Source organism: Shewanella psychropiezotolerans, assembly GCF_007197555.1.
Lineage (GTDB): Bacteria > Pseudomonadota > Gammaproteobacteria > Enterobacterales > Shewanellaceae > Shewanella > Shewanella psychropiezotolerans.
The window spans coordinates 5,307,631-5,334,022 of the sequence record NZ_CP041614.1; the positions used below are offsets into that span (position 1 = coordinate 5,307,631).

Genomic DNA, 26,392 nt, shown 5'->3' on the forward strand with positions numbered 1-26,392 from the left:
GAACGAGCTAATTACACAATAAAAGTGATGTGTGGATAGATATAACGAAAGAATCTTGCAAGAGTTGACTGCGAATGGAAGGATCACAAATGCTGAACTGGCACAAAAGATAGGCCTGTCTGCATCCGCTTGCTTACGCCGTGTTCAAGAATTAGAAAGTAAAGAGATCATTAAAGGCTATCGTGTAGTACTTAATTACAAAGCGCTTGGTCGCGGCTTTGTCACATACGTTACAGTTGGACTTTCTACGCATACAAGTGAAGCACAGAAAAGTTTCGAAGATGCCATTTCTCTATCACACGAAGTCGTGGAGTGTCATAACGTGACAGGCGGATTTGAATACTTATTACGTGTAGAAACTACAGATTTAAAAAGCTACAAAGCATTTCATTCTAATACCCTTGGGATGCTTCCTCACGTTGCCATGATTACAACTCATGTGGTTATGGAGTCTACTAAGGATGAACGAGCATAATCGGACAAAGAGCAGCTCAACGCTCAGTTCATTACTAACCAATAAAATTCAAATCGAAGAAGCAACTTTCTCGAAACCAGAACAGGTGTGAACGCGGCTGTGACCTTCGGTTTCAGGGTGAGGTATCACGAAGTGATACTCTCCGAACGAGAGGCTGGGATGCCGAACTGGCCGTTAAACATGGACGTTGTTTGATGTCGCAGAGGCTATAGGGACCCTTTTCGTCAATAGAGAGGGCGCCGTGTCGCAGAAGTGTTTACACTTAAGGTCGTTCATTCACATCCATGTGATCACGACATTAGTACATCCTGTACAGCACCCACGGCAGGTGATAGATACCATTGAAGCCATGCTTACCAAATAACAAGCAAACACCAAACCAGTCCAATGAACCCACTCTAAAAAGATACTTGCTACTTGTTAGCAGGCAAGTTTTAAGTTTCTGTGATCAGTTGCAAACTAGCAAACTCGCGATAAAGCTCACTGCTCTGCATCAATTCTTGATGGGTGCCGCTCGCCACTAACAGGCCTCTTTCCATCACCAGAATACGATCGGCATTGAGCACGGTCGCTAATCTATGGGCGATGATCAGTGTGGTCTTACCCACCATTAAGCTGTCCAGCGCCTGTTTAACCTTGTGCTCACTGATGGCATCGAGCGCACTGGTGGCTTCATCGAGTAAGAGTATCGGCCTGTCGGCCAATATAGCCCTGGCGATGGCGATTCTCTGTTTCTGACCGCCGGATAACCTCACTCCACGCTCACCCAAATAAGTGTGGTAACCATCCCTAAACTCAGAGATAAACTCATGGGCGCGAGCGGCCTCACAGGCTTTAAAGACCTCCTCCTCGCTGGCTTCTAACCTACCGTAACGCACGTTTTCTAGCACACTGGTAGCGAAGATAACCGACTCCTGCGGCACCAGTGCATACTGTTGGCGTAATGTCTGAGGCTTAAGCTGCGCGATATCGATACCATCTAGCTCTATGGTGCCTGCGTTTAAACAGTAAAAACGTTGTAACAGCTCAAACAAGGTGCTCTTGCCCGCACCACTGGCACCGACCAGGGCGACCCTCTCACCCGGATGGATATGAATATCCAGGCCTCTGATCACCTCTTCATCGATAGATGGGGCTGACTTGCCAGAAACCTCTGTCTTCTCTGTTTGCTTAAGTTGAGAATCCTGAATATCTTGATAACTGAAACGCACACCTGTGAGCTTGAGGTCACCTTCGACCTTTGCCGGCAGTTCGGCCGGATTATCGACGGTGGGAATATCTATGGGGGCCTCGACAAGCTCGATCAAACGCTCGGAAGCACCGGCGGCCCTCTGTATATCACCTATCACTTCACTGATGGTGGCTACAGAACCTGCAACCATCACGGCATAGAACATAAATGCCGATAACTCACCGCCCGTCATGCCACCGGACATCACATCATGAGCACCGACCCAAGTCACTAAGGCGATGGCAAAAATACTGAGAAACATCACCAGAGCGATGAGAATCGAGCGATACCAGATACGGCCCCTTGCCGCATCCATGACGGCTTCAACCCTGTTGCTGAACAAGGCTCTGTCCTGATCCTCATGGGAATAGGCTTGCACCGTGTGGATCTCGTGTAACGTCTCATCGACATAGGCACCCAGATCGCCAACTCTATCCTGGCTCTTGCGGGATAACTCTCTGACCTTACGGCCAAAGAAGAAAATAGGAACCAATACCAGAGGTACGGCTAACAAGACCAAGCCCGTCATCTTGATGCTGGTGATCCCCATCATCACGATGCCACCAATCACAGTCACGCTGGCACGCAGCGCCATGGAGAGGCTAGAGCCCACGACAGACTGAAGCAGCGTCGAATCTGCGGTAAAACGAGAGATCACCTCCCCCGTGCGCAGCTTGGCATAGAAGCCCGGCGACAACTTGAGCAGATGGTCATACACTTTTAGACGAATATCGGCGCTAACCCGCTCGCCAAGCCAGGTCATCAGATAGAAGCGGCAGAAGATGGCTGAACTGCTCAAGGCTGTAATACCGATCACCAGCATGATGATCTCGTTGAGACGATTGCCATTTTCCTGTAAAAAGCCTTCGTCCACCATAAGGCGAACACCTTGGCCTAAAGACAACCAGGCCAGAGAGCCGATAAACAAGAAGACGATGGCCGCGATAACTCTAGCCTTATAGGGTTTGAGAAAGCTGGCGATCCAGGGCAGCACCGACTTTCGGTGAACTTGGGGCTTGGGACTCTTTGACGCCGAGGCTGATGTAACCGATTTGTTCGTATCAGTATTTATAGTTGAGGCTGAAGAAGCATCTTGACTCAAGGGGCATCCTTAATGGAGAAGTAGTCTTAATGGAGAAGCAATAACGAAAGATTAACGTCTTTTGTTGACTTAATAAAAGAGAGAATAACAAAACCCGCGTTAAAACGCGGGCTTTGTTTGTATCAGGAGGTTTTAGTCTAGCTCGAGCTTGCTAATTTTTTCACCTTAGCCATTTACTATGCGCTAGGCTGGCTCGGCAATCTCAGCTTCGACTTTTGGCGCGCCGCCATGATGGCCATCGCGCTTCCAGTCCACATCCAGCAGTTCAGAACCCGTCAGGCTAAATGCCTGGCCGAAGCCTTTCACATAGAGGCCATGATGAGGTGTCAGCTTAAACAGGTTAAAATCTTTCAATACCGACAGATTGTCTATCATCTCACCGAAACGAGCCGACAGGGCCGCAACCCCTTTGGTAAAAACCTCAGTCTCTCTGTCTACGATACTCGCATGGGCATCGAAGGTCAGACGTTTACGGGCGAAGATGGTTTTCGCTTCCGACTCATCTTCAACCAGCATGACTGATACTTCTGATGACTCTTTCAGGTTAGTGCCATGTCTCGCAAGCTCGCTGACTAAGATATAGAAGCCATCATCGGCGAGTGCGAATGGAGCATAACTGGCATTTGGCACACCCGCTGCGCTTTTAGTTGCCAGCTGTAATGAACTGCGACTCGTCTTAAACTCTTCGATTTCTGGCAGTAATTTTTCGCGTAATCTCTGCTCTTTGTCTGCTGATACTTTCTCTTGTACTGCTGTTTGTTCTGATACTTTTTGCTCTGACATAATGATTATCTCTACACTCAAACTAGGGGGAAAAGGCTTAGCGGTTTAATTTATTACGCCTGAAACTTTCAACTCAGGCGGCAAACACTTACTACGCCTGACTCTGTTCTTTTAATTGTTTAAATCGACTGACCTGCTCAGGGATCAGTACTCGCTTCTTGTCTCTGCCCAGATAAATCTTGAATACCACTTCGCCCTTGGCGCCGAAGAAGTTGATCGCATGACTCTCCTGACCTCTGAACGGTCGGCTAAGTAAGGCTATAGCACTGATATCATCCAGCTTAAGGTGACCATGCAGACCATCGCCCTTAGTGATCAGATTGTAGTAACCGTGGGCATACTTTCCTTTAGGAAATGAGCCTTTAAACTCGAAGATACTGCCCGAAACCGAGATTATCGTGGTCATCGGCCCCCAAGTCGGCAGCTCTTCCAATAAACTGTCTTTTTCACTCAATGACAAAAGGGCAAACTGCCCCTCGGGAAGCTGAGATACAACTTCTAATTCCGTGACTGCAAGCTCGGCTGCGATTTGACCTGCCATCAATTCGGGTCTGTCGTTAAGCATGGAGCGGATTGCGAGTTTTATCTCGTCGGTAAGTTTCTCTTCGATTACTTTTTCCATTGGGCTTCCCATCAATAAATGTGTTCTCTTAGTTTCGGATGCTTAGGCTAGAATGCTAAAGCGTATCCGAAGTGCGCTTTTAACCGGCTCAAAGAGGAATGTGTCGAACGAGGTCACTTACTCAAGCACTTTAGCTCGAGTACTTAGTAGACCCCCGACACGCTTCCCCTATGAGCTGCAAACGTTTAAATCCATTTAAAAATAGTCTGTTACCTTTTACTGCTAGCGATAACTGCTAGTTATTTTTATAAGCTATCAAAATTAGAAATTGTATCTGGCCGACAGCTTGAAGTTACGCCCCTGCTCATACAAGTTCTGCCACGCTTGGCGATACTCTTCATCACCAATATTTTCAATGGCGAAATCGACACGTAAGCCCTCTAATGTGCCCATGGCTGGTTCCCATGCCACATACACATCCCAAAGTTTGTAGTCTTCATACTGAGCTGTATACGAGTCAGGCTTCTGATTTTGCTCTGCCACATAGGTGATACGGGTACCGAACTTAACATCCCCTTCCATCACAGATTGAGACAGATCGGCAACCAACTTCTTAGCCGGAATGTTAGTCAGATACTCGCCGCTGTTTTTGTTCTTACCTTCTGTCTGACCATAGTTGAGCGTTAAGCGGGTCTGCTCATAGCGATAACGGGTACTGAACTCGAAACCTGTCAGCTTGGCTTCATCAACGTTGTCCCAAGAGGTTGTCATCTTAGGAGAACCATTCTCAAACGTTATGTCCGATACGTACTGTTCGATGAAGTCATCCACATCGTTACGGAACACGTTCAAGGTAATAGCTAACTCATCGTCACCCGCCAAGTTACTGAAACGCATGTCCGCCTTAATCTCTTTATTTTTTGCGCTTTCCGCTTTCAGATCTGGATTAGGCTCGAAGGTGTTACACACAAAGCCAGGAATACAGAAGTGGGTACCGGTCGAATACATTTCCTCTATGCTTGGCGCTCTAAAGGCTTCATCGTATCTGGCACTCAGAGTCAGCCAGTCGGTGGTTTTCCAAACGAGACCCAGCGAAGGCGATAATGCATTATCGTCTGATGACTCACCTAAGTTGTTACTCTCATTTTCGAAGGTGTCGTAACGCGCCGCGACTTCTAATGCTAAAGTCTCGGTAAGCCCTATATCAGCCTTAGCGAAAGCGCCCCAAACTGTGGTCTTGCCATCGATATCATCGGGGCGTTCCCCCGTTTGCTCCGGGTCATCACGTACTGTCTTGATCTTGTCCTGATAGCCATCGATGCCGTATGTCAAGGTTGTGCCGCCGAAAATAGAGCTGTTATTAACACTAAAACCTAAGGTTTCATATTCGGTGCTATCCACCTGACCCATTGTGACCCTGTCTTCATCGTAATCTGTGCCGTTCCAGTAAAGTGTGGAATGGAGATCCAGATAGGCATTCTGAGTTGGATTCAGGCTGTAAGCCAAGGTAAGGTTTTTGTCTTCTGTCTTACGTTTAATCAGAGGCACTGAATTGCCTACCTCTTCAGCAGGATTACTCGGTACCAACTCATCGGTATTGGAGAAACGTCCTGATAATTGCAGGCGCTGACCTTCGCTTGGCTCCCAGCCAAATTTCATCAAGCCACTGGTTCTCTCGGAGCCACTGTTCTCCAGAGTTTGGTCGTTACCTATCTTGATATTATTGCTGTCGTTGTAGCTGCCGTTGATCAACCAATCAAATTTATCGGCGACACCGTAAATCGCACCACTGGTCTTAATTTTATCACCGTTAGTCTCGAAGCCTTGCTTAAGGTAACCACCGAAGGTCTCTCCCTCATCAAGCATATCTCTTGCCGACTTAGTATTCTGTGCCACTACACCGCCAATCGCGCCACTTCCCCACAGACTGCTCGCAGGTCCACGTATCACCTCAACAGATTTAAGCAGTTCCGGATCCATAAAGTAAGTACCACGGTGACCTGAGGTGGTGTTTTGACGCGCACCATCTATGGTCTGTAGCACACGTTGGCCGCTCATGCCACGGATCTCAACACCTTGAGATGAGGCACGAGGGCCATTCGAGACATTAATGTTGGCTTCGTTTTTCAGCGCTTGGGCAACAGATGCTGGTTGTCGCTCCTGCAGCTCCTCTTCATCAATAACGGCAACACTTCGGCTGGTTTCCGATGCCTTTTCACTGATACGGGTAGCGGTAACCAACACTTCGTCAAACTCAGCCACAGACTCTGTTTGTTGAGCAAAAGTCTTAGCTGATATGGCCGTAGAACTCAGTGCTATCGCCATAGCTATCACTAACGGCTTCTTTGTCATCGATCATTTCCTCGGGTCTTATTATTAATCTGTTTACAGCCAGAATCACCAACAAGATCAAAATAGCGATCGTTAGCTGATTAAAGTTTCAACAGGTTCAATGGGTATTTTTGGCACTCTACATGAGTAAAAGACTTAGATCAAATAGAAATCATTATCATTTGCGATCTCATTAGTGTTCGTATATCTTATATAGGCAATATGGATTTACGTTAAGAACTCAGGATTTAAAACCTATTATAAACAGATGGTTACATACTGCTAACAGGGTGGCAACGGAGCAAGGCTCATTGCCCCTTTAGAGAAAGAGAAGCGTAAAGACAATGACACCTAAACGATATTTAGCATTCGGCTGTATCACCCTATTAATCCAGGGTGGGCTTATTGCTGCTCAAGATATGATCCCGGTTAATGTCGAAAAGTTCCAAATGAACTCGGGCAGTGCCATGGGCCAAGCCCAGGCGATCAATCTGTCGATCGCGATGCGATCCAGCGTCGAAGCGAAGAAAACACCTCAGAAAGAGCTCGAGCCTAAGCAAGAGATAGTGAAAGTTCAAAAGCCAGCCCCCATTGCAGAGCCCATCGAGACACCTACTGCTGTCGCTAAAGCAGTGGCTAAACCGATAATTAAACCAAGCACCCAGGCAAAGCCAACCAAACTTGCCAAAACAGAGCCTAAGCAGCAGGTTGAAGAGCTTATTCAACAACCGATTAAAGATGCTGACAAGGAGCCGATGCTCACAGCATCAGCCGATGTCCTTGTACAGTCGCAGAATCAAGCCGAAGTAACGGCCAAGCAAGGCGTCAGTCAAGAAGCCATAACGCTGAGTAGACCAACATTTTCATCTCCACCAGCCCAACCTAGATACCCTAAGCTTGCCCGTAAGCGAGGCTTCGAGGGCACGGCAATGATAGAGGTGATGTTTAATCATATTGGCGAGCAACTGTCACTCACGCTCATTAATAGCTCAGGGTTTTCATTACTCGACAGGGCGGCAATCACAGCGGTTGAACAGTGGCAATTTTCTCCGCCTTCACCACAAACGGCCTTCGCTTACACAGTCAAAGTGCCGGTTAAGTTTGCCCTTAATTAGCGTTTAATTTTCCCTGAGAACAAGATGAGTACAACACCTACAAGCCATTAGACCCGTTGAGTGACAGGTTTTTATCAATGAGTTTTCAACAATAAGGACCCCAGATGTCTGTTAATTTGTTTACCTCTCTGAGCGAGCAACTCGGCCCCCTCACCTGGCCCATGTTCATCTGTGCCTTTATCGCTTTGATGATCATCTTAGAGCGACTCGCGCTGGTGATATTCGAGTTGCCTAAACGCGATACCTGGTTAAGAGGCCTGCGCAAACAGAGCAGAACGTCTGATCCGGAGCAAGTCAAAGCCTTGATAGCTCAATTAAGCACGGGACGAAGCATGCTGTCTAAAGGCACGCACCTGCTGCTAACCCATGCAGAACAAAATCGAACCATGCGAGAGGAGATCATCAATCTCTGGTTAACTAAGCAGAAACAAGTATTGCGATCTGGCCTCAAGGTGTTGCAAGTGATCGGCATTATCACCCCGCTATTAGGCCTATTGGGAACTGTACTTGGCCTAATCGAGATGTTTAATCAACTCGGCGCTTCCGATGGTCCTGTGACTCCTTCCCAGTTGGCATCAGGCTTAGGTCTGGCGATGAATACCACAGCAGCAGGTCTCATCATAGCCGTCCCTGCCATCACTATGGCCCATCTGTTTGGTATATGGGCGGATCAGCGCTGCAGCAAAATTGCCTATGTCCTCAATCAGATCAACTTATGGCTCGAAGGATTGGAGCAGGCCATGACCTTAGGCTGTGATCCACAAGCCAGCGCCTTTTGCACTCAGGCCAATAACGCCCGAGCCAGTAATACTCAGTCGAAAAAATCTCAAGCCACTAATTCTCTGACTAATGAAACCCAGACTGATGAAGCTCAGGTGGGAATATGATTGGTCTGGAGCAAGATGATGCCAGCTCAAGCATACCTGGGCTAGACCTGACGCCTTTGATCGACATCATCTTCATCGTCTTAGTGTTTCTCTTGCTGACCGCTAATACCCAACTACTGAGTCTAGCCATCGAAGTCCCGACGGAATCGACATCTGAGTTGCAGGCGCTATCTCAGGATAAGCACCTCACCATCAATGTGATGGCTTCACAGCCTTTTTGGGCTCTGGATGGCGAGGAATATCAGGATTTCGAACAATTTGAACAGGCCTTCGTCAGCAGCTTTAAGGACAAACCAGACGCCAAAGTAATTATTGCAGCCGATAAAGAGGCACAAGTTCAGCCCTTGATGACCTTACTTGCGCTCATGCAGAGGCAGCAGATCAGCAATACTCAGATACTGATGGAACCATAGACATTTATTGATACAAGAATAATTAACCATTAGCCTATTTTCGGAGTCACATATGTTCAACCCATCACACGTTTTTAATAGACAAGTTAGCTCGAAGTGCCTGCTGTTATCTGCCAGCCTGTTACTGACATTCAATGTATCAGCCCATGAAGGCGTTCATGCCGATGTAGACACACAAGAAGCGCGTCTTGTGAGTGCGGGCGCTGGGGTGACCGAGTTGGTGCTGGCACTGGAGGCCGGTGACGAGTTAGTGGCGGTGGACTCCACCAGCATACTGCCTCCATCGATGACAAAAATAGACAAGTTGGGCTATCACAGAATGCTGTCTGCAGAAGGTATTTTAGCCTTAACCCCGACGCTGGTTCTGGGCACCGATGCCATGGGCCCGGAAACGACCTTGGAGGTACTCAGAAGCGCCGATGTCGAAGTCATCCAATTACCTACTGCTAACGATCGTCCTCAACTGCTAAGCAATATTGATACGATGGGCAAGCTACTGGGCCGTCAAGCTCAAGCCAAACAGTTGAAGCTAAAGCTTCAAGCCTCTTTAGATGGTATAGCGGCAAAGAAGAAGCAAGTTGGCAGTGCTGAAAAGGCACCTAAAATCTTGTTTATGTTATTGCAAGCCGACAGGCCAGCACGGGTCGGCGGTGAGGGCACTGCAGCCGATATCATCATCAAGCTAGCCGGCGGCAACAACATTGCCGACTTCTCCGGTTACAAGAGCCTGTCTCAGGAGGGCATTTTATCCCTGCAACCGGATCTTATCCTGATCTCTAATCGCTCACACGATCAAGCCGAAGCATCAATGAGTGATGCGGACAAGGCTGCTAGCGACGCCGCAAAAGTGCTTAACGCCATGCCACTGCTTGCCCACACTCCGGCAGGGAAAAACAACAAAATACGGTCAATCAAACCCCAAGCCTTGTTAGGCGGGTTAGGCCTGAGTGCCATCGAAGCGGCCGATAAACTCGCAAGCGATCTGATTGAAATTAATCGATATTAGCCACATACCCATACCTTGGATAACTTTATGAATAGCCAACGTTGGCTTTGGCCTGGGCTTATCGCCTTGCTGGTCATCACCAGTTTATTGTCGATAAGCACGGGACCGCTGAATATCAGCCCGTCTACCAGTCTCAGCGCGGTGATCTCCTGGGCGACTCATTATGAAGTCGCCGATGTCGCTCCCCATGAGCAACTGGTGATCAACAATGTCCGCCTGCCAAGGACGCTTCTGGCCATGGCCGTAGGCGCAATTTTGGCACAATGTGGCGCCGTGATGCAGGGACTATTTCGTAATCCCTTGGCCGATCCCGGCATCATAGGTGTCTCTTCCGGCGCCGCTCTAGGCGCGGCAATATGCATAGTCATGTTTCCGGCGGCTGCCCAATATTGGATAGCCTTCAGTGCCTTCCTCGCAGGGTTAATCACCACCTTGCTTGTGTACCGCTTAGCCAGCAGTCCGACAGGAACCTCTGTGGTGTTACTGCTGCTTTCCGGCGTTGCGGTCGCAGCCTTAACGGGGGCCGGGATAGGTGTGCTGACTTACATGGCCAACGATATGGCCCTGAGAGATCTCACCCTGTGGCAGATGGGCTCTATTGCCGGTGCTCAATGGCAATATGTCATTCTCGCCTTAGTCGCTCTGGTGTTGCTCAGCTGGCACTTCAATCGCAGCGCCAGGGCACTCAATGCGCTACTGCTTGGGGAGTCTGAAGCCCGTCACTTGGGTATAGACGTAAATAAGCTTAAATTTAAACTCATCATACTCTGTGCGTTAGGTGTTGGGATCTCAGTGGCAGCAACCGGCATCATAGGTTTTATCGGCCTGGTTATTCCCCATCTGGTTCGTATTCTCATCGGCCCTGACCACAAACAACTATTGCCACTGAGCGCCCTGCTAGGTGCGGTAATATTGGCTCTGGCCGACATAGGCGCCCGCTCTCTGGTCGCGCCATCTGAGTTACCCGTTGGCTTAGTGACGGCGCTGCTTGGTGCCCCATTCTTTATCTTCCTGCTGTTAAAACAGCGGTCGAAATTTCTATAGGTGACTGGCATATGATTGAAATTAAACATCTGTCGGTCCGCATAGATAATAAGCCGGTATTGACTGACATTAACCTCACCATCACAGCTGGTAAGGTAACCGCCCTGCTTGGCCCCAATGGTGCGGGTAAGTCGACACTGCTCAAGAGCCTCTGTCAGGAAACGGAAATCGATGCCGGTAAGATTTTACTCGATAATCGGCCGATACATGAATGGGATAGAATAGAGTTGGCCAAGACGCTGGCCGTTCTGCCCCAGCACGCCAGCCTCACCTTCCCTTCAAGGTGAGTGAGGTCGTCGCCATGGGGTTATATCCCTTGAGTGTTAGCCGCAGCCAGGGAGCAGAAATTGTAGATCAACAGTTACACAGGCTAGATCTGCTGTCACTTAAACATCGCAGTTACCCAACCCTGTCCGGCGGAGAGAAACAGCGAGTGCAACTTGCAAGAGTATTGACCCAGCTACAGCAGGCGAGTCGTCCACCTATCTTACTCCTGGATGAGCCCACTTCGGCACTGGATCTCGCTCAGCAACACAGGGTGTTAGCCTTAGCCAAAGCCTTGGCTCACGAGCAAAACTATGTCGTCATTGTGGTGCTGCACGATCTCAACCAAGCGTCACGCTATGCCGACAACTTAGTGGTTTTGGAGCAAGGACAGATTGTCAGCCAAGGGCCTCCCAGAGTGGCTCTGTCCCCGAGACTATCCGTCAGGTGTGGAAATACGACCCTCTCGTCGTCAAGGCGCCGGACAGTGATATCCCCCTGCTTTTTTAACGCTTATCTAGGTATTTACTGCCTGGCAGTCATCGACTCTGCCAGGCAATCTTTACAATTCACTTCATCATATTTTGATCGAAAGCAACAAACCTAAACATGATAGTGATTATCATTATCAACAAGTAATCCTTGTCGAGTCGCTCTCAGCGAATGTCCAGTGAATAACATCCATAACTCTCTAAACAATGACGTAAACAGCCCTGTTTTAACCCCCTCGATGACTGGGATATCCAGTCCCGCCCCCTTAAATTTGCCTTCACAGTCAAGAGTGCCCCCATGCGGGGCGAGGTGGGAGTCATCCGCTGAATTTAACTCCACAGCAATGGCAAACCTGGTGGACAAGCCCGACATCGGCAACACAACGAGCCTTATATATACACCTTCCCTTCTGCCGCAAACGCTGCAGCTTCTGTAATTTCTTCGAAAATGGCTCCAACCCGGCCCGCATTAGCCACTATGTCGATGAACTATCTAAACAACTTTATATCGCCTCTAAAACCCCATTCGTCCAAAGCGGTACATTCGATACCGTCTATGTGGGAGGTGGCACGCCGACGGACATGCAAGCCAGCGAAATAGCCATCATAGGCAAGACTATTCAAACCTTTCCCTTGGCTAAAGACGCTGAAATCACCTTGGAGGGACGCATCAATGGCTTCACCCATGCTAAGTTCGATGCGGCACTATCCTCAGGCTTTAACCGCTTCTCCTTCGGAGTACAGAGCTTCGACACTCAGGTTCGACTCGCCGCTGGCCGCTTCGATAACAGAGAAACCCTGATCGAGCGCTTACAAGAATTAAGCGAGCACCCGAGTGCCTCGATCGTTGCCGATCTTATTTTTGGCCTACCGGGTCAAACCATGGAGATATGGCAACAAGATCTGCAAGATGTCATCCAATCCGGCGTCCACGGAGTGGATCTCTATCAGCTTATCGGGCTACAGGGCACAAAGTTGAGTCATCAGGCCGAAAAGAAGGCAACGAGCAAACAAAAGCAGCAAACACTCGCCCCCGCCGTCGACAGCCAGACTCGTGCAAGTATGTACGCCGCAGGAGCCAGCCTATTAGAATCCTCAAACTGGCAACGCCTGTCCAGTTGCCATTGGCGCCGAGATAACCGGGAACGTAGCATCTATAACTCCTTAGCTAAGAGTGGCATAGAGATTCTTCCCTTTGGCGCTGGCGCAGGGGGAAATATTCATGGTCACGGCATGATGAATGCTCGTGACCTGTCACAGTGGCACCAAGCTCAGTCGCAAGCTACAGACACGCTGCCGTCGCAAGTACCAGGCATGGTGATGTCACCTAACCCGTCGGCCGCTCTGGATAGCCAGTTTAAAGCTGGATTAGACAGTGGAGTGCTGGCCTTATCTGACTTTGATACTGAACTGGTCAGTCACTTAATGCCCCTTTTTTCCGCCTGGCAAACGAATGGCCTGGTCAAGCTTAGCGGCAAAATCATGACCCAAACTCTGGCGGGACGCTTCTGGAATGTGAATCTGCAAACAGGCCTGTTTGCCTACCTGAAACAGAATCCCTTCTAGTCATGTGATATAGTCGCAGCCAATAAAAAATCTTGAGATTCTATAGATGGCTGCGGCGAAAAATGTCTCCGACGAAACAAAAAATGAAGCGATGAAGGTGGCCAAAGCCACTCAAAAGCCAGGACAAACCAAAGAGCGGACTAAACTGATTGCCGCAGGTATTGAGAAAGGTATCGCCGAATATAAGAAGCAACACAAAAACAAGGCCCGCGACCGAGATAGAGCCCGCAAGCAAGATATCAAGGCCAAGGCTAAAACCGCTCCGACAACAGAGAGTGAGACTTCTGAAGTAACAGCTCAGTCCAATGTACACTTGCTACCTTGGGGCTTGCTCGTTATCAGCTGGATTGGATTTATTGGTTTCAGCTTGATGAAGTAGAAAGTCATTAGTTCCTAAAACCTAGGTTCTAGGAACTGAAACCTTAAGCTTTAACCCACCTTCTGCGTCATTTGAGTACTTTGTGCCCCTTGCACACTATTCATCAACATGCCTTTAAGCTCGGAAATCTGAGCCTTCAGCTCCGCTACATCGGCTGCACTGGCAGGTTTGTCATCATCCGTTGATTCAGCCAATGGCGCGAGTTTCTTAACCTCTTCGGCTTCTTCTTCGGCCCGCATAGCAGCAGTTTCCTGAGTCATAACATCCAAAACCGCGCCTACCATCATGTTGAGAAACACGAAAGCTGTCAGGAAGATAAAACTCAGATAATAGATCCAGCTGAGCGGATAGACAGCCATGGTTTCATACATCACAGAGGTCCAGGATTCGAAGGTCGATACTCTAAATAAGGTCAACATAGCGACCGAGACATCGCCCCAGAGGAAGTCATTGATATGAGCGAATAGCATGCTGCCGATGGCACCATAGATATAGAAAATGACAAACATCAGCAGTGCGATATAGCCCATACGGGGAATCGCTTTGAATAACGCATTCACCAGCATGCGAAGCTCGGGGATCATGGACACCAGTCGCAACACCCTGAAGATCCGTAGCAAACGGGCGATGAGAATTCCAGCTCCCCCAGCTGGGATCAGACTGCCTATCACGATCAAGGTATCGAAAATATTCCAGCCATTACTGAAAAACTTCTTTGGTCCATCGCTGGCAAGGAAACGTATGACAATTTCGACGGCGAAGAAGACGGTAATACCCACATCGAGCGCAAGCAAGCTCTTCTCCATCCAAGATGGTAGATGATAAGTGTGCGCGCCTATAGAAAGCGCTGAGACTATGATGACGAAAATTACAAAGCCCTGAAACGCTTTACTGTTATCGATAAGTTTAAGTTTGCTCTGTAAAACAGACACATTCGCCAGCACGGCTTTCTCCTATAAATATGCTCAGATTCTAGCTACTCGCTATATTGAGTAGTCAGATGTAATAGTTACTTGATAAAATAACTAACAGTGCGGTTCTAAAATGTGGATTAACACTCGAGTGTTCTGGGGAACAAGGAATAAGGGGGAGTTTAGCCACAGTCGCAGCCGACGGAGTATAACAGCACAAGCTTAAGCATTTATTAATGAGTCGCTAACATTGGAAATACGAAAAAATCGCTAATCGCATTAAAAAAGGACACTTGAGGTGCCCTTTGTCGAAGCCTGATCCTAACTAGAGCTAGAAGCTAAATTAGTTAAATGTAGCTATCTCTGCTAACGCCTTCTTCTTGGTAGCATGCTCGGGAATCGTCGCATCTTGGTCTGGATAGCCCACGACGATAAGCATATAGGGACGGTCCACATCGTTATCCCGGCCACACACCTTACTCAAGAAAGACATGGGTTTAGGGGTATGTGTCAATGTGCCCAATCCTGCATGGTGTAACGCATGTAATAGGAAACCTGTGGCTATGCCGACCGATTCGTGAACATAATAATTGATCTTACTGCCATCATTATCTATGCCACCACGCTTCTGCGAAAATACAGCAATAAGCCAGGGAGCACGCTCAAGATAAGACTTGTTGGCATCGGTACCTAATGGTTTCAGTGCATCGAGCCACTCCTCGCCCGCTCGTCCTTCATAGAAAGAACGTTCCAGTGCCTCTGCTTCATGGCGGATCTGCGCCTTCACTTCAGGGTCGCTGATGGCGACAAAATGCCAAGGCTGATGATTTGCGCCACTGGGCGCCGTTGCAGCGGCTCGAATACACTGCTCGATAATAGCTTGGGGCACGGCTCGGTCTGAAAATTGGCGAATGCTATGACGCCTCTTGACCTCCTGGTAATTACTCTGTGCTCGTTCGAGCATCTCCTCTTCGCTGTACTCGATAAAGTCAGTCAGGGGCAGATGGTCTTCAGTCTGTTTCATAGCTTCAATAAACTCCTTGTTTTTATTCTTTGTCTAACCTAGCAAACCAGACAGAAAACACCAGTGACAGCAAATGCTAAAATAGAAGTACACTCGATCAAAGCTAGCCGGAAGCCTAATCAAGAGACTCAATAACGTCTGTATTTATCGTCTTCTCAGGTATAGTCTTATCCGATTCAAGTAATAGTTTAAGCTTGTCCAATCCCTGACTGAGGTCATTCTCAATCAGTGTTTCAAAATCGATAAATAGGAACATCAGATTCATTGGGTAGCTCATGTGTCCACGAAATCCCCAGCTCACCTTAGTTTTATCACTACCAAGCGCTTCTGTGGTCATGTATGCAGGTTCGGTGGCTTCGAAGGGGGAGATAAATCTCAGTTCAAAATCGACTCGCTTACCTTCATCAATCTTAATGATCTCCTGCTCACCTACACCCACCTCTTCGTTATTACTCTTCCATGCCGAGACAAAACCCACAGTGCCATCGACACCTTTATAGGTTTTCTCCATTGTTGGATCCATTTGCGCCCAGACACTGAAATTATCCTGATTTTTAAGATGCTTCACATAGTCAAAGACTTCGGCGACTGGCCTGTCTATGGTGACACTGGTGATCACCGAATAATCTTTCTGAACAAATAGTGCCAAGACGAAAGGAATCGCTATGATGACAGCGACTAGAATAGTCATTTTCCGCAGCATGATGTTCTCCTTAACCAGCTGACTTAAAAGTTAATACTAATCGTTATAACATACAACTTGCTTACTACTTGTTCAAAGCCAGCTGTAATCCCTTAAAAGTATGGCTCAGAACTTGGTAGCGAGTAATATGAAACGATTAAAGACAGCTTAGCTGTCCTTAATCGTGTGCGGGATGAGTACAAGATTGGCTGCTTACTTGGCTAGCCGCGCCAATAACTTTTGATTTTCAGCTTCAATATGCTTATAAAAGTCGCGATCTGACAGCTTAGAGGCTGCCGCTTCATCAATCACAAGCACTGCATTCTTGTGTAACTGTAATGCCGATGCCGGGCATGCAGCAGTCAACGCGCCCTCCACCGTCGCGAGGATCGCCTCGGCCTTGCTCTCGCCAGTAGCCAGTAGCACGACTTTTCTTGCATCCAGGATAGTGCCAATGCCCATGGTGATCGACAGATGAGGCTGATATTCACCTTCTGCGAAGAAGCGGGCATTATCGTCGATAGTCGCCTTAGTTAAGGTCTTAACTCTAGTGCGTGACATCAAACCAGATGAAGGCTCGTTAAAACCAATATGACCGTTTCGGCCTATGCCTAAAAGTTGGATATCTATGCCTCCGGCGGCCTCAATCAGCTGCTCATAACCGACGCAAGCTTCTATAGGGTTTTCGGCATCACCCGGCGGTACATGAGTCTGAGCCTTATCGATATCTAGATGATCGAACAACTGCTGGTTCATAAAGTGTCGATAACTCTGAGGGTGAGTGCCTTCTAAGCCAAGATATTCATCCAGATTAAAGGTGGTCACATCTTTAAATGAGATCTGTTGCTCTTTATTGGCTCTGATCAAGCTCTGATATAGAGAGACAGGTGTAGAGCCAGTAGCAAGGCCTAACACTGAGTCCGCTTTACTTTGCAGCTGCTTGATAAAGATATTAGCGCCATATTTGGCAACTTCAGCACTGTTTTTTAAGATGACTATTTGCATGATGTTCGACTCACTTTGACTTAGAGCTAAGCTCAAGACTATGAAATAATTGGTTTGTAGCCAGTTAAATTAACATTAAGTATAGATGCCGCCGCCAAACCACTTTACTTACTCAATGTGGCTCACTCGTCTTATTTATACTCTTACCTGGCAATTTTAACATTACTATAACGCCGAATGACAACGCTGTCATTTATTATTGTAAGAGGAATATTATCAGCAACATCCACTAGACTACTCATCATCAGGGCTTAAAGGATATAATGACACATCTCTTTGACCCATTTATGACACTCACCAATGCCTGATACCTCTTCTCAAGCTGACTCCACCTCATCCTCTAACTCAGACCAAAGTGAGCCCCATCGCCACTACAAGATATTTAAGCCACATGGATTTCTGAGTCAATTTGTCCCCGAAACCAGAAAGAGCAAGAAGTTGCTCGGTGACCTGGCCCACTTCCCTGCAGGGATCATGGCGATTGGGCGTTTAGATCATGACTCAGAAGGCCTCTTGTTACTGACAACCGATGGCATGGTCAGTCATCGAGTCCGCAGTAAGAAGGTGGAGAAGGAATACTATGTCCAGATCGACGGTAATATTCATGATGAGACGATAATCCGTCTTCGGCAGGGAGTCGAGATAGGCATCAAGGGGGAAAAGTACCTCACGCTCCCTTGCAAGGTTTTCAAGCTAGATGGAGAGCCTGAACTTCCGAGTAATGGCAGAAAAATAAGAGACCCTAGGCATGGTCCCATGAGTTGGATATCTATCACCATCAGCGAAGGCAAGAACCGCCAAATCCGTAAGATGACCGCAGCCGCAGGCTTTCCTACCATGAGGCTAGTTCGAGTACGTATTGGCAATATCAAACTAGATGACATGCAGCCAAGAGAAGTCATTGAGCTGACTGAAATAACGAATATTTTATAGCTAAAATCAGAGTGATAATTTCCTGGGTAATGGATTTAGAGCCAGAGACCCAAGGTACGGAGTCCTCAATGAAACCTGGATATCTATCACCATCAGCGAAGGCAAGAACCGCCAAATTCGTAAGATGACCGCAGCCGCAGGCTTTCCTACCATGAGGTTAGTTCGAGTACGTATTGGCAATATCAAACTAGATGACATGCAGCCAAGAGAAGTCATTGAACTGACTGAAATAACGAATATTTTATAGCTAAAATCAGAGTGATAATTTCCTGGGTAATGGATTTAGAGCCAGAGACCCAAGGCACGGAGTCCTCAATGAAACCTGGATATCTATCACCATCAGCGAAGGCAAGAACCGCCAAATTCGTAAGATGACCGCAGCCGCAGGCTTTCCTACCATGAGGCTAGTTCGAGTACGTATTGGCAATATCAAACTAGATGACATGCAGCCAAGAGAAGTCATTGAGCTGACTGAAATCACCAGAGTTTTATAGCTACCTAGTTCTGCATCTTGACTCTTTCTAGGGCTAGATCTAGGCTTCTTCAAGCTTGACGGGGAACTTGATAGTGAACTCAGCCCCCTCACCCCGCTCACTACGACAGGTGATAGTGCCACCTAAGGTCTGAGTCACCAGATTAAAGACGATATGCAGTCCGAGTCCACTGCCGCCTTTACCTCGCTTAGTGGTGTAAAATGGTTCAAAAATTCGCTGTAAGCTATCTGCATCAATCCCTTGGCCATTGTCCCGATAAACCAACTCAACATCTCCAGCTGTTAATTTCGCCTCGATGTGAACTTCACCTATGTTTCCTTGCTCAAATCCATGATGCAGGCTATTCATTAAAAAACAGGTTAAGATCTGTGCTAAAGCTCCGGGATGACTGAAAATAACTATCCCTTCGGGGCAAGAAACCTCAATACTGTGTTGATTAGTTCGAAACTTAGGTTGAAGACTAAAGAGTACTTCATCGATATATTCCCTCAAGTCAAACTCACGGCACTTATCTGATGATTGATCCACCGCAACCATCTTGAAGCTTTTAATTAACTCGGTAGCCCGAGTTAAATTGATCAATATGATACCTGTGCCCTCGTTCGCTCCCTGGAGAAATTTCTCTACATCTTCGGTCGTCAGGTCTCCCGCCTTATACTGAGACTCTAAGATCCTAAGCTCTCTTTCCAAATAAGACGTTGCGGTCACACTGACGCCCAGTGGGGTATTGATCTCATGAGCGATCCCTGCCACGAGTCCCCCTAGAGATGCCATTTTCTCAGACTCAACCAGTTGGGTCTGAGCCCGCTGTAATTCTCTAAACGAGGCCATCAACTCGGCATTAGCTTTATTGGTATTCTCCATTTCACTGTGGGCCACCGCGAGTACCCGGTTATATTCTCTGGCTATCTGGCCGACTTCGGTATGGGGCTCTTCATGGACACTCATGCCGAAGTTACTTTCGTTTTTCTGCTTCTCCATCGCGTGAAGTAGATCCAATACTTCGGTGTTGGCATTATGCTCTGAGGTATTAAGCCCTCTTATCTCATCCTCGGCTTTGACCCTTAAGGGGATGAACCTTTGGATCAAGGTTAAAAAAAGGTAGGTAGGGACAAATGCCCAAATAAAACAAACGAGTATGCCCAGGAGTTGAACACCGACTTGGCCAGTGAAACTCAAGCCAGTGTCGAGTACCTCGGCACTACCAAATAGCGCAACACATAAAGTTCCCCATGCGCCGCAGACACCATGAACCGGAGCCGCTTTCACCACGTCATCTATCTTAAAATGTTCCAAAACCTTAGTGCTAGCAAGATAAATAGCACCACCAGATAAACCTATCAACACAGCCTGTTGAGGTGACACGGCATTACAACTGGCTGTGATGCTCACTAAGCCGGCTAATGCCCCATTGAGCACATGAGGCACATCGGGTTTCTGGCGCTTATACCAGGTAAGCAAGAGTACAGAGATGGCGCCAAAGCTTGCGGCCAAATTAGTGTTTAGGATAATCATGGGAATTGTGTCATCAAACTTGAGGCTACTCCCGCCGTTGAAGCCAAACCAACCGAACCAGAGAATGATGGTGCCCACCGTTGCCATGGGGATGTTATGCCCCTGAATAGGAGTACTAGCTTCACAAAACCTGCCGATGCGCGGGCCTATCACCATCACAGCCGCTAGGGAGGCCCAACCGCCGATAGAGTGCACCACACTCGAACCGGCAAAATCGACAAAGCCTAATTGATTGAGCCAACCTAAGTTGAGTCCCTCAAAATTTCCATTCCACGCCCATCGGCCAAAAATCGGATATAGCACACCTGAGACGAAAAAGGCCATAATCAGATAGCCGGAAAAGGTCGTGCGCTCGGCGACTGCTCCCGACATGATTGTCGAAGCTGTGCCGCAAAAAACCAGCTGGAATACGAAGAAGGCGAGTAATTTAGGTGAATCGGTAATCGCAATAAAGAAGTAATCAAGATTGAACATGTGTCCGGCACTGCTATACATGATGCCAAAACCAGCGATCCAAAAAACGCCAGAGGTCAAACAAAAATCACAGAAGTTTTTTACCGCGACATTGATACTATTCTTAGACCGAACCGATCCCGCTTCCAAAAAACAGAATCCAGCTTGCATAAACAACACGCTACCTGTGGCAATCAATATCCACATGATATTTTGCAGTTCTACTATTTTTGCCAGTTCAACGTCCAATATTATGCCTTAACACTCAAACCCCAATGCTAGTGACAGTAATTATAGCTTAATCAATAGCGCTCAAAGTCGAGGCTTACTTGAAGACATTATATGGGAAAATATGGAGATAATGATGGAGATAATGATGGAGCACTTGGACACAAAACTGTAGCCTCAGCTAATTAAGAGAGCCAAGAAAAGGACATCAATGGGCAAAAATGCTGCATACCTTGTCACTTAATACTGCAGCGAAATCCTGATGCTGCTGCGCAATCCAATGCAATCCATCGGCATCGCTTGTTTCAACAATCTCACTCGCGTCCAGAAACAAGATACCTAGCTCATCCGCGACCTTCTTATACTCTGTAGCCAATTGCAGAGACTTATCTCTGGCACCAGCAAAAACCTGGATATCTTCTTCGGGGAGATTAGCCACATGAGGCGGTGCAATGAGCAGTAGTTGAGTATTAGCATTCTCAATATATTCGCAATTGAGTACCATCTCACAGAGTCCTTTCACACTTAGGGCAATAGCCGATGACGTAAGCTTAAATTGAGACTTAAGATCATTGGTACCTAGCATGATCACAATAAGGTCCAATGGTCTATGGCACTCAAGCAGCATAGGGAAGTAACGAGCAGCATTTCTAAAGTCGCGCCCTGGTTCATCAACCCCTGATGTTCGCCCGTTTAGCCCTTCCTCAATGACGCGATATTGACTGCCAAGCCTCTTTTGAAGCGCACCTGTCCACCTAACATCATAGGGATAACGCTTACATACTACAGGTTCATAACCCCAAGTATTTGAATCACCGAAACACAATATGTTTTTCATCTAGTAGTGTACTCTATCTATTAAAAAGTCATTTAGGGCTTCGGGTAACATGGGTTTACTATAAAGGTATCCTTGTGCTTCATGGCATCCATTATCTCTTAAAAATGCCGCTTGGGCTTCATTCTCGACCCCCTCGGCTATCACCTTAAGGTTCAAAGCTTGCCCTAAAGCGATCACAGCTTTCGCTATCGCGCTATTGTTTAGATCTAGAGGAAGATCCTTAACGAATGACTGATCTAATTTCAGTTTATGTATAGGCAATTTTTTTAAGTAACTTAACGATGAATAGCCGGTGCCAAAGTCATCTATTGAGAGTTCAATCCCCATCTCACCTAATCGTTGCAAGTCACGTATCACAACCTCAGGGTCTGACATCATAAAGCTCTCTGTCACTTCAAGCTCTAATGCACTCGCTGGCAAACCAGTCTCTTCTAGCACCAACTTAACCTCATCAACAAAAGACGTTCGCTGTAATTGTTGGCCCGCTACATTAACCGCAATGCGACCGAATGTTTTTCCTTGAGAGATCCATTTAACGCCTTGCTGACACGCCTCTTTCAATACCCATGAACCTATCTCATTAATTAAGCCAATTTTCTCTGCGATTGGAATAAACTTATCAGGAGAGACATTGCCAAGTACGGGGTCGCACCAACGCAATAATGCTTCAAAGCCAGTCGTTTGCATGGTCACAAAATCAAGCTTAGGTTGATAAACCAGATGAAAATTTTGCTTGTCTAACGCATCATGTAAAGCGCTCTGTAACTTCAAATGCTCGATAGACTCTTTGGTTAAAGATTCTGTATAAAAAGCGTAGCTATTACGACCATCCTGTTTAGCTCTATGCTTTGCAGAGTCTGCATTTCTCAGCAAGGTATAACTGTCCTTGCCATCATGAGGGTACACCGACACTCCCATGCTAGCAGTCAGTCTTATCGGCTCCTTGTCATCAATAAAAAATGGTTGCTCAAATGCCTTTCTGAGTTTGCTCAAGGCTAATGTCAGCTCTTCATTTCCCTCTACCTGTGGTAGTAAAACAACAAACTCATCGCCACCTATTCGAGCCAAGGTGTCTTCAGATCCTTTCTGGCGAGTTAAACGGCCTGCTAACTCCACTAAAATTTTATCGCCAGCCAGATGACCAAAGCTATCATTGATATGTTTGAATAGATCAACATCGATAAATACCGTCGCCAATTGTCCCTGTTGAACTTCTGCGTGGCGAATGTCCTGTTCAATCAGTGAGATCAACGCCATCCTATTGGGTAGCTTAGTTAAAGGATCGTGGTAGGCCTGATGTGCAAGTTCAGCTTCACTTCTCTTTTGAAGCGTGATATCAGCAAACACGGCGACAAAGTAACGCACTTCACCGTCCTCACCAAATACCGAACTGACGGTTAGCATTTGCGGAAATACCGCGCCATTTTTACGCCTGTTCCATATCTCACCATGCCACTTGCCTTTATGGATTAATCCACTCCATAACTCGGCAAAGAAAGCGTTATCATGGCGCCCCGAGCTAAACATACGAGGATTCTTTCCCACAACTTCCTCTTTTGAGTAGCCCGTGATTTCAGAAAAAGCCCCATAAGTCTCAATAATTTCACCTTTTCTATCGGTGATCATCACACCTTCAACAGAGTTTTCAAATACCCTTCCAGTTAATTCTAATTCTTCCTGGACCGCTTTATGCTGAGAGATATTTCTGGAAACACCAATGACACCTAAAAGTTCACCGCCTTCCGCCACCAGTGGTACTTTAGACGTTTCTAACCAATATTTATCAACATCTTCATCTTGTCCCTTGCATTCCCCTGTTACTATCTGGATGCCTTTATCAACGGCATCAAAATCAGCTTGAATAAATTCGCTGGCTAAATCGGCAATGAAAAGTTCTTCATCAGTTTTGCTGATAATTTCTTCGCGAGTTTTCCCCCATGCCCTCTCAACACTTTGGTTACACACCATGTAACGACCAGATGTATCTTTTATCCAAATATGCTCTTTTAAACTGTCTATAAAAAGTTGCAGATTTACATTTTCTAATGACGTTATTGGTCCACGTTCTAGTTTATTTTTTTGTTGATGCTCACGATAAATTTCGCTTAATTCCAGCTCAATATTTTTAATACATAATGTGATTAAAGACTCAAACTTGACCAGTTCAACATCTCTATTTTCAGAGTTTTTGAGTGGATTCATCTCTGTTTTTTCAGACTCAATACATAAAGATAAGCAACCAAACAGTGCCCTTGATGGCCACTTTATAATATGAGAATAATTGGCTAAATCTGAAATGCAGTTTTCATCTAAAACCTGATGATTACCGAGAGAAGCAGAACTTAATTGGGGACAGTATTGCTCCGAAGCGTTTATGACCCTTAGTACGACATCACATTGAGCATAGCTCGAAAGTAAATCGACAGAATTTTGCCAATTTTGCCAATACTTCAATGAAATAGGGATATCTATCATAGTGCCATAAACTCAAACATTAGCTTACTCCGCCTATACATCTAACAAGGTTACCTTTAATCATCATTTTACAACCTACCGCTTAAGCTATAAAAATCAGAGAAAAACTTCAATCAATAATTAAAATGATATTAAAAATAGTGTATCTGTCGATATATAAATGTACCAGCCACAGGAACATCTTAAACATTGATTATATTCTGCTAGTCGACTAACCCAGGGATTAATCACGCATAGGGATATTAAAATTATGATGCTAGTAACGTAAACGGAATCATCCCTGCAGCTTGATATCATCGAGCCTATATTATACCAATCAGTATGAACAAGTGGTCTACTCTGAGTGATTTTTGGCAGGGAACAAGATTGCGTCACAGATTGATATGAGCTGGGCGTAGGTGCTTATCCGGCTTTAATCATAAAAAAAGCAGCTGAGTATTTAGCTCAGCTGCCTTTATCACTTTTTTGACTTTCTTGATGAAAGTTTAGCCTTGATCTTGAGGACGTATAATCGAGAACAAAATCACGTCACGGATTGATATGGGCTGGGTATTGGCAAGCAACACCCAAGTCAAGTCAATCCAAAGCCAAGTTTAACGTTTCTAGTTCAAATTTTAGCCTTGAGCTTGAGGACGCATAGCAGGGAACAAGATCACGTCACGGATCGTATGCGTGTTGGTAAACAACATCACCAAACGATCGATGCCGATACCTTGACCGGCCGTAGGCGGTAAGCCGTGCTCGAGAGCCCTGATATAATCTGCATCATAGAACATGGCTTCGTCATCACCAGCATCTTTCGCGGCAACCTGGGCCTTGAAACGCTGATCTTGATCTTCAGCATCGTTAAGCTCAGAGAAGCCGTTAGCGACTTCACGGCCGCCGATGAAGAATTCGAAACGGTCGGTGATGAAATGGTTTTCATCGTTACGACGTGCCAATGGCGAGATATCCGCTGGATAACCTGTGATAAAGGTAGGCTGCATCAACTGAGGCTCAGCTGTTTCACCGAAGATCTCTTCGAGTAGCTGACCACAGGTCCAGAACTTCTCGATTGTCATGCCAATACTCTTAGCCAAATTACGCATAAACTCGACGTCTTTAACCTCTTCATAGGTCATAGACTGAATAGTCTCATTGTCAGGATTGTACTTCTTAATAGCATCTAACATGCTAAGACGCGCATATGGACCGCCAAAGTCAACCGTGTGCTCCCCGTATGGAAGCTTTGGAGAGCCGCAAAGCTCGGTGGCGATAGAGTTGAGCATCTCTTCGGTCAAGTCCATCAGATCTTTATAATCAGCATAGGCCATATAGAATTCCATCATAGTGAATTCAGGGTTATGGCGAGGAGATAGACCTTCGTTACGGAAGTTACGGTTGATCTCGAACACACGCTCGAAGCCACCGACAACCAGACGCTTAAGATAAAGCTCAGGAGCCACACGTAGATACATCTCGATATCCAGTGCGTTGTGATGAGTGATAAACGGACGCGCCGTAGCACCACCTGGGATGGTGTGCATCATAGGCGTTTCAACTTCCATGAACTCTTTCTTGATCATGAAGTTACGAATAGCAGCAACCACCTTAGAGCGCATGATAAAGGCATTACGAGACTCTTCGTTAACGATAAGATCGACATAACGCTGGCGATAACGTGTCTCTTGATCCGTCAGGCCATGAAACTTCTCAGGAAGTGGACGCAGCGCCTTAGTCAGCAGCTGATACTCTTCCATGTTCACATAGAGATCGCCCTTGCCAGACAAGTGCAACTGACCAGTAACACCGATAATGTCACCGATATCTAAGCCCTGGAATGTGGCTTTAAGATCTTTCTGAACGTCTTTACCCGCGTATGCCTGGATGCGACCGCTGACGTCCTGGATAACCAGGAATGGACCACGCTTGGCCATGACACGACCTGCGATCGAGCGCTGAATGGCCATACCTTCCAAGTCTTCCTTGGTGTATTGACCATATTCAGCCTGAATGTCTGCCGCTTTATGTTTACGATCGAAGTTGTTTGGGTGACCATTTGCAGGGCAGTTAGCGCGTATGTGCTCAAGCTTGGCACGACGCTCTGCAATTAACTTGTTTTCGTCTTGTACTTGTTCAGTCATCTTCTTCTCTCGTAAATGTTACAGATCACACGTTAAAATAAATTAGTTCAATCGGTTCAGTT

General features: G+C 46.7%; 21 protein-coding genes and 3 pseudogenes. 12 read left to right on the top strand and 12 right to left on the bottom strand.

What is annotated here, in order from left to right; all coding sequences use genetic code 11:
• Window positions 1–31 precede the first annotated feature (31 nt).
• Window positions 32–475: an Lrp/AsnC family transcriptional regulator gene (locus FM037_RS23290; protein WP_144047967.1), complete on the top strand. Its 444-nt coding sequence runs from the start codon at window positions 32–34 to the stop codon at window positions 473–475.
• Between the two features lie 434 nt (window positions 476–909).
• On the opposite strand, the gene FM037_RS23295 is transcribed toward FM037_RS23290, so the two are convergent.
• The 4 genes from FM037_RS23295 to FM037_RS23310 form a co-directional block, all read right to left on the bottom strand.
• A complete protein-coding gene (locus FM037_RS23295) occupies window positions 910–2,808 on the bottom strand; it encodes an ABC transporter transmembrane domain-containing protein (RefSeq protein WP_152829630.1) in 1,899 nt (632 codons plus the stop codon).
• 183 nt (window positions 2,809–2,991) lie between these two features.
• Complete coding sequence (gene hutZ / locus FM037_RS23300) at window positions 2,992–3,591, bottom strand: heme utilization protein HutZ (protein WP_144047968.1); 600 nt, start codon at window positions 3,589–3,591, stop codon at window positions 2,992–2,994.
• A 91-nt stretch (window positions 3,592–3,682) separates the two neighbouring features.
• Entirely contained in the window at window positions 3,683–4,156 is a 474-nt protein-coding gene (hutX, locus tag FM037_RS23305) for a heme utilization cystosolic carrier protein HutX (protein WP_227992776.1), read from the bottom strand.
• A gap of 318 nt (window positions 4,157–4,474) precedes the next feature.
• A complete protein-coding gene (locus FM037_RS23310) occupies window positions 4,475–6,505 on the bottom strand; it encodes a TonB-dependent hemoglobin/transferrin/lactoferrin family receptor (RefSeq protein WP_144047970.1) in 2,031 nt (676 codons plus the stop codon).
• Window positions 6,506–6,828: 323 nt separating this feature from the next.
• Between FM037_RS23310 and FM037_RS23315 the strand changes: the two genes are divergently transcribed.
• The 8 genes and pseudogenes from FM037_RS23315 to FM037_RS23350 all read left to right on the top strand — a co-directional run bounded on the left by FM037_RS23315 (window position 6,829) and on the right by FM037_RS23350 (window position 13,649).
• Window positions 6,829–7,599 carry an energy transducer TonB gene (locus FM037_RS23315; protein ID WP_144047971.1) on the top strand — a complete coding sequence of 257 codons (771 nt, stop codon included), beginning with the start codon at window positions 6,829–6,831 and terminating at the stop codon, window positions 7,597–7,599.
• 104 nt (window positions 7,600–7,703) lie between these two features.
• Window positions 7,704–8,486 (top strand): MotA/TolQ/ExbB proton channel family protein, encoded by a 783-nt coding sequence (locus tag FM037_RS23320; RefSeq protein WP_144047972.1) that lies wholly within the window; start codon window positions 7,704–7,706, stop codon window positions 8,484–8,486.
• Complete coding sequence (locus FM037_RS23325) at window positions 8,483–8,899, top strand: ExbD/TolR family protein (RefSeq protein ID WP_144047973.1); 417 nt, start codon at window positions 8,483–8,485, stop codon at window positions 8,897–8,899. The genes FM037_RS23320 and FM037_RS23325 overlap by 4 nt, the downstream gene beginning before the upstream one ends.
• 52 nt (window positions 8,900–8,951) lie before the next feature.
• Entirely contained in the window at window positions 8,952–9,905 is a 954-nt protein-coding gene (locus tag FM037_RS23330; RefSeq protein WP_144047974.1) for a heme/hemin ABC transporter substrate-binding protein, read from the top strand.
• 27 nt (window positions 9,906–9,932) lie between these two features.
• A complete protein-coding gene (locus FM037_RS23335) occupies window positions 9,933–10,949 on the top strand; it encodes a FecCD family ABC transporter permease (RefSeq protein WP_144047975.1) in 1,017 nt (338 codons plus the stop codon).
• Between the two features lie 11 nt (window positions 10,950–10,960).
• Window positions 10,961–11,723: pseudogene (locus FM037_RS23340) on the top strand (heme ABC transporter ATP-binding protein).
• A 305-nt stretch (window positions 11,724–12,028) separates the two neighbouring features.
• Entirely contained in the window at window positions 12,029–13,270 is a 1,242-nt protein-coding gene (gene hutW, locus FM037_RS23345) for a heme anaerobic degradation radical SAM methyltransferase ChuW/HutW (RefSeq protein WP_229381248.1), read from the top strand.
• A 46-nt stretch (window positions 13,271–13,316) separates the two neighbouring features.
• Entirely contained in the window at window positions 13,317–13,649 is a 333-nt protein-coding gene (locus tag FM037_RS23350; protein ID WP_144047976.1) for a DUF2956 domain-containing protein, read from the top strand.
• 50 nt (window positions 13,650–13,699) lie between these two features.
• Here the strand turns inward: FM037_RS23350 and FM037_RS23355 are convergent, their stop codons facing one another.
• The 4 genes from FM037_RS23355 to nagB all read right to left on the bottom strand — a co-directional run bounded on the left by FM037_RS23355 (window position 13,700) and on the right by nagB (window position 17,271).
• Window positions 13,700–14,593 carry an ion transporter gene (locus FM037_RS23355; RefSeq protein ID WP_144047977.1) on the bottom strand — a complete coding sequence of 298 codons (894 nt, stop codon included), beginning with the start codon at window positions 14,591–14,593 and terminating at the stop codon, window positions 13,700–13,702.
• A 310-nt stretch (window positions 14,594–14,903) separates the two neighbouring features.
• The gene (locus FM037_RS23360; protein WP_144047978.1) at window positions 14,904–15,584 is read right to left on the bottom strand and encodes a nitroreductase family protein; all 681 of its coding nucleotides are present in this window, start codon (window positions 15,582–15,584) and stop codon (window positions 14,904–14,906) included.
• A 115-nt stretch (window positions 15,585–15,699) separates the two neighbouring features.
• Window positions 15,700–16,287 (bottom strand): SRPBCC family protein, encoded by a 588-nt coding sequence (locus FM037_RS23365; RefSeq protein ID WP_144047979.1) that lies wholly within the window; start codon window positions 16,285–16,287, stop codon window positions 15,700–15,702.
• Window positions 16,288–16,479: 192 nt separating this feature from the next.
• Entirely contained in the window at window positions 16,480–17,271 is a 792-nt protein-coding gene (nagB, locus tag FM037_RS23370; RefSeq protein WP_144047980.1) for a glucosamine-6-phosphate deaminase, read from the bottom strand.
• A 300-nt stretch (window positions 17,272–17,571) separates the two neighbouring features.
• Here nagB and FM037_RS23375 point away from each other — a divergent pair, with 300 nt between their 5' ends.
• The 3 genes and pseudogenes from FM037_RS23375 to FM037_RS29775 all read left to right on the top strand — a co-directional run.
• Window positions 17,572–18,204, top strand: coding sequence for a pseudouridine synthase (locus FM037_RS23375; protein WP_144047981.1), 633 nt, complete (start codon window positions 17,572–17,574; stop codon window positions 18,202–18,204).
• Between the two features lie 28 nt (window positions 18,205–18,232).
• Window positions 18,233–18,451, top strand: a pseudogene (locus FM037_RS29770) (pseudouridine synthase); the annotation flags it as partial.
• A gap of 28 nt (window positions 18,452–18,479) precedes the next feature.
• Window positions 18,480–18,698 (top strand): annotated as a pseudogene (locus FM037_RS29775) (pseudouridine synthase); the annotation flags it as partial.
• Window positions 18,699–18,737: 39 nt separating this feature from the next.
• Here the strand turns inward: FM037_RS29775 and amt are convergent.
• The 4 genes from amt to lysS all read right to left on the bottom strand — a co-directional run bounded on the left by amt (window position 18,738) and on the right by lysS (window position 26,330).
• A complete protein-coding gene (amt, locus tag FM037_RS23390) occupies window positions 18,738–20,915 on the bottom strand; it encodes an ammonium transporter (RefSeq protein WP_144047982.1) in 2,178 nt (725 codons plus the stop codon).
• Between the two features lie 187 nt (window positions 20,916–21,102).
• Complete coding sequence (locus FM037_RS23395; RefSeq protein ID WP_144047983.1) at window positions 21,103–21,732, bottom strand: SGNH/GDSL hydrolase family protein; 630 nt, start codon at window positions 21,730–21,732, stop codon at window positions 21,103–21,105.
• Window positions 21,733–23,934 carry a sensor domain-containing protein gene (locus FM037_RS23400; RefSeq protein ID WP_407695614.1) on the bottom strand — a complete coding sequence of 734 codons (2,202 nt, stop codon included), beginning with the start codon at window positions 23,932–23,934 and terminating at the stop codon, window positions 21,733–21,735.
• 887 nt (window positions 23,935–24,821) lie between these two features.
• Complete coding sequence (gene lysS, locus FM037_RS23405) at window positions 24,822–26,330, bottom strand: lysine--tRNA ligase (RefSeq protein WP_144047985.1); 1,509 nt, start codon at window positions 26,328–26,330, stop codon at window positions 24,822–24,824.
• Between the last annotated feature and the right edge of the window lie 62 nt (window positions 26,331–26,392).

Coding starts and splice junctions, on each gene's coding strand:
- hutZ (WP_144047968.1), bottom strand. CDS start 3,591: ATGTCAGAGCAAAAAGTATCAGAACAAACAGCAGTACAAGAGAAAGTA.
- FM037_RS23335 (WP_144047975.1), top strand. CDS start 9,933: ATGAATAGCCAACGTTGGCTTTGGCCTGGGCTTATCGCCTTGCTGGTC.
- FM037_RS23395 (WP_144047983.1), bottom strand. CDS start 21,732: ATGAAAAACATATTGTGTTTCGGTGATTCAAATACTTGGGGTTATGAA.
- nagB (WP_144047980.1), bottom strand. CDS start 17,271: ATGCAAATAGTCATCTTAAAAAACAGTGCTGAAGTTGCCAAATATGGC.
- FM037_RS23325 (WP_144047973.1), top strand. CDS start 8,483: ATGATTGGTCTGGAGCAAGATGATGCCAGCTCAAGCATACCTGGGCTA.
- FM037_RS23350 (WP_144047976.1), top strand. CDS start 13,317: ATGGCTGCGGCGAAAAATGTCTCCGACGAAACAAAAAATGAAGCGATG.
- FM037_RS23375 (WP_144047981.1), top strand. CDS start 17,572: ATGCCTGATACCTCTTCTCAAGCTGACTCCACCTCATCCTCTAACTCA.
- FM037_RS23330 (WP_144047974.1), top strand. CDS start 8,952: ATGTTCAACCCATCACACGTTTTTAATAGACAAGTTAGCTCGAAGTGC.
- FM037_RS23360 (WP_144047978.1), bottom strand. CDS start 15,584: ATGAAACAGACTGAAGACCATCTGCCCCTGACTGACTTTATCGAGTAC.
- FM037_RS23400 (WP_407695614.1), bottom strand. CDS start 23,934: ATGAATCCACTCAAAAACTCTGAAAATAGAGATGTTGAACTGGTCAAG.
- FM037_RS23320 (WP_144047972.1), top strand. CDS start 7,704: ATGTCTGTTAATTTGTTTACCTCTCTGAGCGAGCAACTCGGCCCCCTC.
- lysS (WP_144047985.1), bottom strand. CDS start 26,330: ATGACTGAACAAGTACAAGACGAAAACAAGTTAATTGCAGAGCGTCGT.
- FM037_RS23315 (WP_144047971.1), top strand. CDS start 6,829: ATGACACCTAAACGATATTTAGCATTCGGCTGTATCACCCTATTAATC.
- FM037_RS23365 (WP_144047979.1), bottom strand. CDS start 16,287: ATGCTGCGGAAAATGACTATTCTAGTCGCTGTCATCATAGCGATTCCT.
- FM037_RS23310 (WP_144047970.1), bottom strand. CDS start 6,505: ATGACAAAGAAGCCGTTAGTGATAGCTATGGCGATAGCACTGAGTTCT.
- hutX (WP_227992776.1), bottom strand. CDS start 4,156: ATGCTTAACGACAGACCCGAATTGATGGCAGGTCAAATCGCAGCCGAG.